Source organism: Bacillus sp. COPE52 (assembly GCF_003355115.1).
Classification (GTDB): domain Bacteria; phylum Bacillota; class Bacilli; order Bacillales; family Bacillaceae_G; genus Bacillus_A; species Bacillus_A toyonensis.
The window spans coordinates 4,157,718-4,169,021 of sequence record NZ_CP031292.1; the positions used below are offsets into that span (position 1 = coordinate 4,157,718).

Here is an 11,304-nt window from a genome sequence, read left to right on the forward strand (position 1 = left end):
GTGGAAAATATGTCAACAGAAAAAACATACCCTATGACGCAAGAGGGTAAGCAAAAATTAGAGAACGAAGTTGAGCAATTAAAAACAGTAAGACGTAAAGAAGTAGTAGAGCGTATTAAAATCGCGCGTAGCTTCGGCGATCTTTCTGAGAACTCTGAGTACGATGCAGCGAAAGATGAGCAAGCGTTCGTAGAAGGACGTATTACACAATTAGAAAACATGATTCGTAACGCAGTTATCATCGAAGATAATGGCGAAGAATCTACTGTCGTTACATTAGGTAAAACAGTAACATTTAAAGAATTACCAAATGGAGATGAAGAAGCTTACACAATCGTCGGTAGCGCGGAAGCTGACCCATTCGAAGGAAGAATTTCTAACGATTCTCCAATCGCAAAGAGCTTATTAGGTAAGCAAATTGGTGAGAAGGTAGCAATTCAAACGCCAGGCGGAGAAATGCAAGTAGAGATTATCTCTGTTAAATAATAAAAATCACTCGTGTAAAAACGAGTGGTTTTTTTATTTGTATAAAAGGTTAAACACCTCGTCCAAACTATAATAGACGAGGTGTTTTTTTATGAAAATAAGACGGAGAATTACAGTTGCTTTAATTTGTTTTATATGTGTGATGTTTTTATTACTTTGTCGTTTACTCCAAATACAGATTATAGATACTGAATCTTTTACTGATCGAAATATTAATTTAATCGAAAGAAGCGTTACGCAACGAACACAATCACTTACAGTAGATAATGGAAGAGGACATTTTACAGATCGGAATGATAAAGAAATTGGTGAAGAGAAATACCCAGTTTTAATTATTTTTCCTTTTTTACAAATAAAAAATGACATGTTAAAGAAAATTGCGCATATCATTGGTGTGTCGAGACAAGAGATCAAAATACAAATGAAAGATAAAAAAAATGCATTTATACTCCAAAGAGGAAATGAGCCATTTCCTTTAGTACGAGAGCAGATGGAGAAGATTAATCAATTAAATGTATTGGGCATTGTAGCGGCTGAAGTTCGATTAAAACAAACTGGAGGGACAAATCATTTAGTGGGTGAAGTGGGGGAGAATGAACGAGAATTCCAAAAGCGATATGGAGAAGTAGAAAAAATTTCAAAACAAACGCCAATTGGTATTTCGGGATTACAGCAATCTTTTGATGAATTTTTATTAACTGATGGAGAGGCAAAAGTATTGTATCAAGTGGACCGGCAAGGAGAACCGATTTTTGGAAAACAGGCGAAATACACTTCGCCAGGAAATCCATTTTATCCAGTTACAATTCAAACTACTTTACATAAAGAGTTGCAGCAAAAAGCTGAAGAGACAATTGAAAAAAGTGAAATAAAGAAGGGGGGATTAGTATTACTTGATGTAAAAACAAATGAAATACTAGCGATGGTTAGCAAACCATCTTTACAGGTTAAAAACGAAAGATTATATAAAGCTACACTTGAAAATCAAATGTTAACACCGCATTTTCCTGGTTCTGTTTTTAAAACAGTAGTTGCAACGGCAGCGATTGATCAAAATATAAATGTATTGAATCGCACATTTAATTGTAATAAAGATTTATATGGTGAAAACGACCCACAAGTTTTGATGGGAACACTTAGTTTTAAAGGGAGCTTTGCTAGAAGCTGTAACAGGGCATTCTCACAGTTAGGTAACGAGCTAATACAAAAGGATAAGATGGTGTTAGAAACGTACGTAGCGGCTTTAGGAGCAGTTGGAAAGGTTGGTTGGAACGGTTCGGTATTTCATACATCGCGTTTCGAGCAAATGCCAGAGGAGAAGAGTGCTATTATCTGGGGGAGTGAGGAAAATAAGACTAGTAAAAAAGCGGTAGCGCAAACAGCAATTGGACAGAAAGATGTACGTATATCACCTCTAGCAATCGCTAATATGATGGCGACGATTGCTAGGAATGGAGAAAAAATGGAAGTGAAAGCTGTTAAAAAAATAGTGTATAAAAATGGAAGTGACTTTTTTACATTTGAAAACCATAAATTAAATGGAAAACAGCTTTCTTATGAAACAGTAAAAACATTACAAGAGTTATTAAGAGGCGTTGTAATAACAGAGAAAGGAACAGGAGCAGCATTCAGGTCGTTGCCACTAAGTGTTGCTGGAAAATCTGGGACAGCACAAACAGGAAAAGGGATGAAGGTCAATCGCTGGTTTGCAGGTTATTTTCCATATGAAAATCCAAGATATGCTTTAGTTGTCGTTGATATAGAAACGGACAGCAGTGTAAATAAAGTCACATCCATTTTCAAAGATATCGTAGAAGAAATCCATCGATTAGAGAATGAAAAGTAATCTTGCAATTCATAGTGAAATGTTTTCATTTCATGAAAATATTATTGTAAATGTTCAACCTTTCTAGATTTAATGTTACAATAGCAAGTATGAAAAACTGCATGGAGGTTTGAAGAATGGCAGGAGGATCTAGATTCCAACAGAAACAACAAAAACGTCGTCAAAACGGTGTTTTAAATATTGCAATCGCTATTGTATTAGTGGCAGTAGCTATTGTAGCATATCAATTGTTCGTTCCTGACACAAAAGAGCAAGCGTCTTCTAATGATAAAAAGGTAGCTCAGCAAACAACAAAAGAAAATAAAGCTGAGAAAGCTAAAGGTAAAGAAGAGACGAAGAAGGACGAACAAGAGAAGGCAGAGGCTAAGAAGAAGGAAGAAGAAGAGAAGCAAAAGGCTGAAGAAGAAAAGCAAAAAGCTGAAGAAGAAGCGAAAGCTAATGAGAAAGTGGCAGCTGAAAAAACACAGCCAAAGGCAACAGATGCTTATACGAAACCTTCTTGGAAGCCAGTAGGTACAGAGCAAGGTGCAACACCTGCGATGACGTTTAACAAAGGTACAGCAGATTGGAATGAGATGAATCAAGCGATTTCCGCTGCAATCGACGTTCCGGTAGAGCAATTGGTTATTCATAGAATCGGAAATAACGGTAAGAATAAAGCTTACGGCAACGTACAAGATAAGCAATCAGGTAAAAAATATTATGTAAATATTGATTGGGTAGAGAATGAGGGCTGGAAACCAGTGCTTGTTCAAACTCTAAACTAAAAAAGAGAAGCTCCTAGGAGCTTCTCTTTTTTAGTTAGCGTAATTTCTTTAATTTAAAATGAACAACCGCGCTGTAATACGGTCTTTTGCTTTCAGGATCCATAACCATTTGATGCGAGATGTGATGAACTTCAAGCATAAGTGCTTTATTATTATCAATTTGTTCACTAATTTTTCTTTCTAAGGAAGCTAAGTCTCCCGCTTCAAAAAATTCTATTTTATCTTCTAACATTTCAAAGGTAAATGACATGAAGATGCCCCCTCTCCTATGTAATCAACTACAGTGTAACAAAGAAAAGAAGGAAATACCATGTGCATTTCAATTGACATTTTTAGAAAGAGGGAATATCATACTGATAAAACCGATAAGAAAAAGGGGAATTTTTATGGGCACAGAATTTAATGGTTTATTTGATGAGTGGGCTCATACGTACGACTCATTCGTACAAGGCGAAGATATACAATATAAAGAAGTTTTCGCCCATTATGAGGACATTTTAGAGGATGTAGTTAACAAGTCATTTGGTAACGTATTAGAATTTGGTGTTGGTACTGGCAATTTAACAAATAAATTATTACTTGCCGGTCGTACAGTTTACGGTATAGAACCGTCGCGTGAAATGCGCATGATTGCAAAAGAGAAATTGCCAAAGGAATTTTCTATTACAGAAGGTGATTTTCTTTCGTTTGAAGTTCCGAATTCAGTTGATACCATTGTAAGCACCTATGCATTTCATCATTTAACAGATGATGAAAAAAATGTAGCTGTTGCGAAGTATAGTCAATTGCTAAACAAAGGTGGTAAAATAGTGTTTGCTGATACGATATTTGCAGATCAAGATGCATATGATAAAACTGTTGAAACAGCAAAACAAAGAGGTTTTCACCAGTTAGCAAACGATTTGCAAACGGAATACTATACACGTATTCCGATCATGCAGACTATATTTGAAAACAATGGCTTCCATGTAACGTTTACGAGATTAAATCATTTCGTTTGGGTAATGGAGGCAACTAAGCAATAGAAAGAGGGATTAGATTGAGAATTGCTGTAATTGGAGCAATGGAAGAAGAAGTACGTATTTTACGTGACAAATTAGAACAAGCAAAAACAGAAACGGTTGCGGGTTGTGAATTTACGAAAGGACTATTAGCAGGACATGAAGTAATCTTGTTAAAGTCTGGTATTGGTAAAGTAAATGCAGCGATGTCAACGACAATTTTATTAGAAAAATATAAGCCTGAAAAAGTAATTAATACTGGTTCAGCTGGTGGATTCCATCATTCTCTAAATGTTGGAGATGTAGTTATTTCAACAGAAGTTCGTCACCATGACGTAGATGTAACAGCATTTAACTATGAATATGGCCAAGTACCAGGAATGCCGCCTGGATTTAAAGCTGATGAGGCGTTAGTTGCATTAGCTGAGAAATGTATGCAAGCTGAAGAGAATATTCAAGTTGTAAAAGGTATGATTGCAACAGGTGATTCATTTATGAGTGATCCGAACCGCGTTGCAGCAATTCGTGATAAATTTGAAAATCTTTATGCAGTAGAAATGGAAGCGGCAGCTGTTGCACAAGTGTGCCACCAATACGAAGTTCCGTTTGTTATCATCCGCGCACTTTCCGATATTGCTGGTAAAGAATCAAATGTTTCATTTGATCAATTTTTAGATCAAGCAGCCCTTCATTCTACAAACTTTATCGTAAAAGTACTAGAAGAGTTAAAGTAATGTAACAAAAAGGCAACTGTCTCATATAAAGAAAATACATACAGTTGCCTTTTCTTTATTGGCAAATAAGGGGGAGAACACGATGAATGTATATCGTGGAGTTCATGAGTTAATTGGTCATACACCAATTGTAGAAGTTACTCGGTTTTCACTTCCAGAAGGGGTCCGTTTATTTGCGAAGCTTGAATTTTATAACCCAGGTGGAAGCGTTAAGGATCGTTTAGGAAGAGAATTAATCGAAGACGCACTAGAAAAAGGGCTTGTCACGCAGGGTGGAACAATTATTGAACCGACTGCTGGGAATACTGGTATTGGACTGGCACTTGCAGCGTTAGAACATGATTTACGCGTTATTGTTTGTGTACCAGAGAAATTTAGTATTGAGAAACAAGAATTAATGAAAGCGCTAGGCGCAACAGTCGTGCATACACCGACTGAGCAAGGAATGACCGGAGCAATTGCAAAAGCAAAAGAGTTAGTAAATGAAATACCGAATTCATACTCTCCAAGTCAGTTTGCGAATGAAGCAAACCCACGTGCTTATTTCAAAACATTAGGTCCTGAACTTTGGAATGCATTGAATGGAGAGATTAACATATTTGTTGCTGGAGCAGGAACCGGCGGTACATTCATGGGAACTGCATCTTATTTGAAAGAAAAAAATATAGATATTAAAACAGTTATTGTAGAACCAGAAGGATCTATTTTAAATGGTGGTAAAGCTGGTTCACATGAAACAGAAGGAATTGGTCTTGAATTTATTCCACCATTTTTGAAAACATCTTATTTTGATGAAATTCATACGATTTCTGATCGAAATGCATTTTTACGAGTAAAAGAATTAGCGCAAAAAGAAGGACTTTTAGTTGGGAGCTCTTCAGGAGCAGCATTTCATGCAAGTTTACTGGAGGCAGAGAAAGCAACACCAGGTACAAATATTGTAACGATTTTTCCTGATAGTAGTGAGCGCTATTTAAGTAAAGACATATACAAAGGATGGGAATAAAAAATGAGAGCAAAGACAAAGTTAATTCATGGTATTCGCATAGGAGAACCTTCAACTGGATCTGTAAACGTACCGATTTATCAAACAAGTACGTATAAACAAGAAGCAGTTGGTAAGCATCAAGGATATGAATATTCACGTACAGGCAACCCAACACGAGCAGCTTTAGAAGAAATGATTGCCGTATTAGAAAACGGTCATGCTGGATTTGCATTTGGTTCGGGAATGGCTGCTATTACAGCAACAATTATGTTGTTCTCAAAAGGTGATCACGTTATTTTAACAGATGATGTTTATGGGGGAACGTATCGTGTTATTACGAAAGTATTAAACCGCTTCGGTATTGAGCATACATTTGTAGATACAACAAACTTAGAGGAAGTTGTAGAAGCAATTCGTCCAAATACGAAAGCGATCTATGTGGAAACACCAACGAATCCACTACTAAAAATTACTGATATTAAGAAAATATCTACTCTTGCTAAAGAGAAAGATTTATTAACAATTATTGATAATACATTCATGACGCCATATTGGCAGTCGCCGATTTCTTTAGGAGCAGACATTGTACTTCATAGTGCAACGAAATATTTAGGAGGTCATAGTGACGTAGTTGCAGGTCTAGTAGTGGTAAATAGCCCACAACTAGCAGAAGACCTTCACTTTGTACAAAACTCAACGGGAGGTATTCTTGGACCACAAGATAGCTTTTTACTACTTCGCGGTTTAAAAACGTTAGGAATTCGTATGGAAGAACATGAAACGAATTCACGCGCAATTGCTGAATTCTTAAATAATCATCCAAAAGTAAATAAAGTGTATTATCCAGGCCTTGAATCACATCAAAACCATGAATTAGCAACAGAACAAGCAAACGGATTTGGTGCTATCATCTCATTTGATGTAGATAGTGAGGAAACATTAAATAAAGTACTTGAGAAACTGCAATACTTTACACTTGCTGAAAGCCTAGGAGCAGTCGAAAGTTTAATTTCTATCCCATCTCAAATGACACATGCATCAATCCCAGCAGATCGTCGTAAAGAATTAGGAATTACAGATACATTAATTCGTATCTCTGTTGGAATTGAAGATGGTGAAGATTTAATTGAAGATTTAGCACAAGCGCTAGCATAATAAAAATGCACTGCTAATGTGGAGCAGTGCATTTTTATTATGTTAATTTGTGAAATATTTCACAAATTAGACATATACAAATGAAATGATTTCATGTATATTGAATTCATGAAATGTTATTCACGAATAAACTTGTGAAACATTTCACAAACAATGGGATTCATGTAGGACGGTAACTCTATTTTTTTTCGCTAATCGGGACTTATTATGACCTATAGGGACTTATAAAGACCGTGATAACAGAATAGGAGGAAATTTACATGGTAGTCAAAGAGAAAGTTGTAAATGAAATGCAAGGGGTAAAAGAGATGATTGATACGTTAGTAAATAACGGTCAAGAAGCTTTACAAGCATTAGAAAGTTTTACACAAGAACAGATTGACAACATTGTTCATGAAATGGCACTAGCAGGTGTTGATCAACATATGTCGCTTGCAAAATTGGCTGTTGAAGAAACAGGCCGTGGTGTCTATGAAGACAAATGCATAAAAAATATTTTTGCCACTGAATATATTTGGCATAGTATAAAGCAAGATAAAACGGTAGGAGTTATTCATGAAGATCCTCATGAAGAAATAATAGAAATTGCGGAACCAGTCGGTGTAGTAGCTGGAGTAACGCCAGTAACGAATCCAACGTCAACAACAATGTTTAAAGCATTAATCGCGATAAAAACGAGAAATCCAATTATTTTCGCATTTCATCCTTCTGCACAAAATTGTTCCGTTGCAGCGGCCAAAACAGTATATGATGCAGCGGTGAAGGCGGGTGCGCCAAAGCATTGTATTCAATGGATTGAAAGACCATCTGTCGAAGCAACGAAACAATTAATGAACCATGATGGTGTCGCACTCGTTCTAGCAACTGGAGGCGCTGGTATGGTGAAATCGGCTTATTCTACTGGTAAACCAGCACTAGGTGTAGGTCCTGGTAATGTACCGTGTTATATAGAGAAATCAGCACATGTAAAACGAGCTGCTAATGATTTAATTTTATCGAAAACATTTGATAACGGTATGATTTGTGCATCGGAACAGGCAATCATTATCGATAAAGAAATTTATGATGATGTTAAAACAGAAATGATTGCAAATAATTGTTACTTTGTAACAGAGGAAGAGAGAAAGAAATTAGAAAAGCTCGTTATAAATGAAAATACATGTGCAGTAAATAGTGATATTGTAGGGAAATCTGCACAGTATATTGCCGAATTAGTTGGGATGACTGTGCCTGAACATACAAAAATACTTGTAGCTGAAATTAAAGGAATTGGGGCAGCGTATCCACTATCTCGTGAGAAACTGAGCCCAGTATTAGCTTGTGTAAAAGCGAATTCATTAGAAGAAGGATTTACATATTGCGAAGAAATGTTGAATCTTGGAGGTTTAGGGCATTCAGCAGTCATTCATTCTACAAATAAAGAAGTACAAAAACAATTTGGTTTACGTATGAAAGCTTGCCGTCTTATTGTAAATGCACCTTCATCACAAGGCGGAATAGGTGACATATATAATGGGTTTATTCCATCGCTTACACTTGGTTGTGGTTCATACGGGAAAAACTCAGTTTCTCAAAACGTAACAGCGACTCATTTATTAAATATAAAAAGGCTGGCAAATAGAAAAAAGAATATGCAGTGGTTCAAGTTGCCACCAAAAATTTATTTTGAAAAACATGCTACGGCGTATTTAGCAAATATGCCTAACATTTCACGCGCATTTATTGTAACGGATCCAGGAATGGTTGAGCACGGCTATGTAGACACAGTTACGCACTATTTACGTAAGCATGCAAATGATGTGAAAGTTGAAGTGTTCTTTGAGGTCGAGCCAGATCCGTCAGATGAAACTGTTTTTAAAGGTGCGGAAATGATGAGAAGCTTTAAGCCTGATGTAATTATTGCACTTGGTGGCGGTTCAGCTATGGATGCGGCAAAAGGGATGTGGTTATTCTATGAGCATCCAGAAACATCATTCTATGGCATTAAACAGAAATTTTTAGATATAAGAAAACGTACATGTAAATATCCGGAATTAGGAAATAAAGCGCAGTTTGTTGCCATTCCAACAACATCAGGAACAGGGTCAGAAGTGACACCATTTGCGGTTATTACAGATAAGAAAAATAATATAAAGTATCCGCTTGCAGATTATGAATTAACACCAGATGTAGCGATTGTTGATCCGCAATTTGTAATGACAGTACCACCACATGTAACAGCAGATACTGGTATGGATGTTTTAACACATGCAATTGAGGCGTATGTGTCTGTTATGGCAAATGACTATACAGATGGATTAGCATTAAAAGCTATTGATCTCGTATTCAAATATTTACCGAGAGCATACAAAGATGGAAATGATGAAGAAGCAAGAGAAAAAATGCATAACGCTTCTGCAATTGCAGGGATGGCATTTGCAAATGCTTTCCTCGGTATTAATCACAGCTTAGCACATAAGATTGGACCAGAATTCCATATTCCGCACGGACGCGCAAATGCCATTCTAATGCCGCACGTAGTCCGCTATAATGCTATTAAGCCAAGAAAACACGCATTGTTCCCAAAATATGAGTACTTTGTGGCAGATGAAAGATATGCACATATAGCGAGAATGCTCGGGCTTCCAGCAAGTTCGGCAGCAGAAGGGGTGGAATCACTTGTCCAAGCAATTATTGAGCTTGGAAAAAGCTTGAATATTAATATGAGTATTATGGGGCAAGGAGTCGATAAAGAGAAATTTGAAGAGGTTGTTGGAGTATTAGCAGAACGGGCTTTTGAAGACCAATGTACAACAGCTAATCCGAAATTACCGCTCATTTCAGAGTTGAAAGAAATTTATATGGAAGCATATAAAGGTGTGGAATAGATAGGAAAGAGTCGCAATTAAGCGGCTCTTTTTCTTTTGGAAAACATCTCCCCGAATGGCTGCATTTTCTTGTCTTTCAGTTTCATAGAATATGATACAGTGAAATGGAGGAGTGAGAATATGATGAAAGAATTACAAGGGAAAATAGAAGATTATACTCGGTTCGGACAGATCCTTCTCGCTGTAAGCACATTGTTAATGGTTGGCTTATTGATTCCGAATGGAGCAAAAGAAACGATACAATTTTTTGTTATGATGGGGAGCATCGTTATATTTTTAAGTTTATCGTTCTTTTTCTTTCAGCGTGTAAAAGTGATGCGTGACCAGTTGGAGGAAAATGAATGTGAGTAATAGTATTAAATAGAGCGCTACAAAAAGAAAGGATCTTTTTGTAGCGCTTTTTGTTTTTTTTTGAAGAAAATGTATGCGTTTTTGTTGACAATGATAATCTTTATCAATTAAAGTGGAATAGTAGTTAATGATTATCATTATCAGTTAGAGGTGGAAGAATGAAAAAGTCTATTACGCTATTTACAGCGATTTTATCTGTTTTTTTCTTATTAATAGGTTGCAATGCAAAGGGAAACGACAAAGCATCTGCAACCAAAACAGAAAAAGGAAAAGAAAAAATCGAAATTACCGACCTATCGGGAAGAAAGGTAACATTCGATAAAACACCAGAGAGCTTTGCAACATTAAGTATGGGTGATATGGATATTATTCATGCTTTAGGCGGAAAGATTATAGGTCGTCCAGATACGAAATTAACTCTTCCGGAGGAGTTAAAGAAAGCGCAAGTAATTGGGAATGCACATCAGCCGAATTTTGAGCAAATTGCTAGCTTAAAGCCAGATGTACTTGTTGCTAACAATGGATTCCAAAAGAATGTTCCAACGGTTGAAGGTCAAGGGACGAAAGTAGTCATTTCTACTGCAAATTCTGTACAAGATATTCAAAAGAATATTGAAATATACGGAGCAGTAATGAAGAAAGAAGATAAAGCAAAAGAACTGAATCAAAAAATGAATGATCAAATGAAGAAATATGAGAAAAAGAGTGATGTGAAAGCATTGCTAGTGTATGGAGCACCAGGAACTTATTTAGCAGCATTACCAACATCTCTGTCAGGTGACATTTTAGAGAAAACGGGCGGAAAAAATATTGCAGCTGGTTTTCCAGAAATGAAAGAATATCCGCAATATGCACAGCTAAGTGTAGAACGTATTATTGAGGCGAATCCAGATGTAATTTATTTAATTACACACGGAGACCCGAATAGCGTGAAAAAAGCATTTGAAGGCGAAATGATGAAAAATGAAGCGTGGAAAAATTTAGATGCAGTAAAACAAAATCGTGTAGTTATTTTACCACCAGACTTATTTGGATCAAATCCTGGAACAAAAGTAACAGAAGCTATGGACTTTATGTATAAAAGTATACAAGATGTAAGGAAATGATAA

At 36.4% G+C, this 11,304-nt stretch carries 11 protein-coding genes; 10 read left to right on the forward strand and 1 reads right to left on the reverse strand.

Annotated features, from left to right (window positions below; translation table 11 throughout):
* Positions 1–9 precede the first annotated feature (9 nt).
* The 3 genes from greA to DPQ31_RS20860 all read left to right on the forward strand — a co-directional run bounded on the left by greA (position 10) and on the right by DPQ31_RS20860 (position 3,099).
* Entirely contained in the window at positions 10–486 is a 477-nt protein-coding gene (gene greA / locus DPQ31_RS20850; protein WP_000102593.1) for a transcription elongation factor GreA, read from the forward strand.
* A gap of 91 nt (positions 487–577) precedes the next feature.
* Positions 578–2,332 carry a peptidoglycan D,D-transpeptidase FtsI family protein gene (locus tag DPQ31_RS20855; protein ID WP_098710854.1) on the forward strand — a complete coding sequence of 585 codons (1,755 nt, stop codon included), beginning with the start codon at positions 578–580 and terminating at the stop codon, positions 2,330–2,332.
* A gap of 116 nt (positions 2,333–2,448) precedes the next feature.
* A complete protein-coding gene (locus tag DPQ31_RS20860; RefSeq protein WP_000897105.1) occupies positions 2,449–3,099 on the forward strand; it encodes a YrrS family protein in 651 nt (216 codons plus the stop codon).
* A 34-nt stretch (positions 3,100–3,133) separates the two neighbouring features.
* Here the strand turns inward: DPQ31_RS20860 and DPQ31_RS20865 are convergent, their stop codons facing one another.
* Complete coding sequence (locus DPQ31_RS20865; protein WP_000010979.1) at positions 3,134–3,349, reverse strand: YrzA family protein; 216 nt, start codon at positions 3,347–3,349, stop codon at positions 3,134–3,136.
* 136 nt (positions 3,350–3,485) lie between these two features.
* On the opposite strand from DPQ31_RS20865, the gene DPQ31_RS20870 reads away from it, so the two are divergent.
* From DPQ31_RS20870 to DPQ31_RS20900, 7 genes are all read left to right on the forward strand, one after another.
* Positions 3,486–4,124: a class I SAM-dependent DNA methyltransferase gene (locus tag DPQ31_RS20870; protein WP_000536326.1), complete on the forward strand. Its 639-nt coding sequence runs from the start codon at positions 3,486–3,488 to the stop codon at positions 4,122–4,124.
* 14 nt (positions 4,125–4,138) lie between these two features.
* Positions 4,139–4,834, forward strand: a complete 696-nt coding sequence (gene mtnN / locus DPQ31_RS20875; protein WP_001217044.1) for a 5'-methylthioadenosine/S-adenosylhomocysteine nucleosidase — start codon at positions 4,139–4,141, stop codon at positions 4,832–4,834.
* A gap of 82 nt (positions 4,835–4,916) precedes the next feature.
* On the forward strand, positions 4,917–5,840 hold the full coding sequence (locus tag DPQ31_RS20880; protein WP_097958118.1) for an O-acetylserine dependent cystathionine beta-synthase: 924 nt from the start codon (positions 4,917–4,919) through the stop codon (positions 5,838–5,840).
* 3 nt (positions 5,841–5,843) lie between these two features.
* A complete protein-coding gene (locus DPQ31_RS20885) occupies positions 5,844–6,977 on the forward strand; it encodes a bifunctional cystathionine gamma-lyase/homocysteine desulfhydrase (protein WP_001201921.1) in 1,134 nt (377 codons plus the stop codon).
* Positions 6,978–7,237: 260 nt separating this feature from the next.
* Positions 7,238–9,844, forward strand: a complete 2,607-nt coding sequence (gene adhE / locus DPQ31_RS20890; protein ID WP_208730950.1) for a bifunctional acetaldehyde-CoA/alcohol dehydrogenase — start codon at positions 7,238–7,240, stop codon at positions 9,842–9,844.
* A 123-nt stretch (positions 9,845–9,967) separates the two neighbouring features.
* On the forward strand, positions 9,968–10,195 hold the full coding sequence (locus DPQ31_RS20895) for a YrhC family protein (RefSeq protein WP_033657341.1): 228 nt from the start codon (positions 9,968–9,970) through the stop codon (positions 10,193–10,195).
* 158 nt (positions 10,196–10,353) lie between these two features.
* Complete coding sequence (locus DPQ31_RS20900; protein WP_000748487.1) at positions 10,354–11,301, forward strand: ABC transporter substrate-binding protein; 948 nt, start codon at positions 10,354–10,356, stop codon at positions 11,299–11,301.
* The last annotated feature ends 3 nt before the right edge of the window (positions 11,302–11,304 follow it).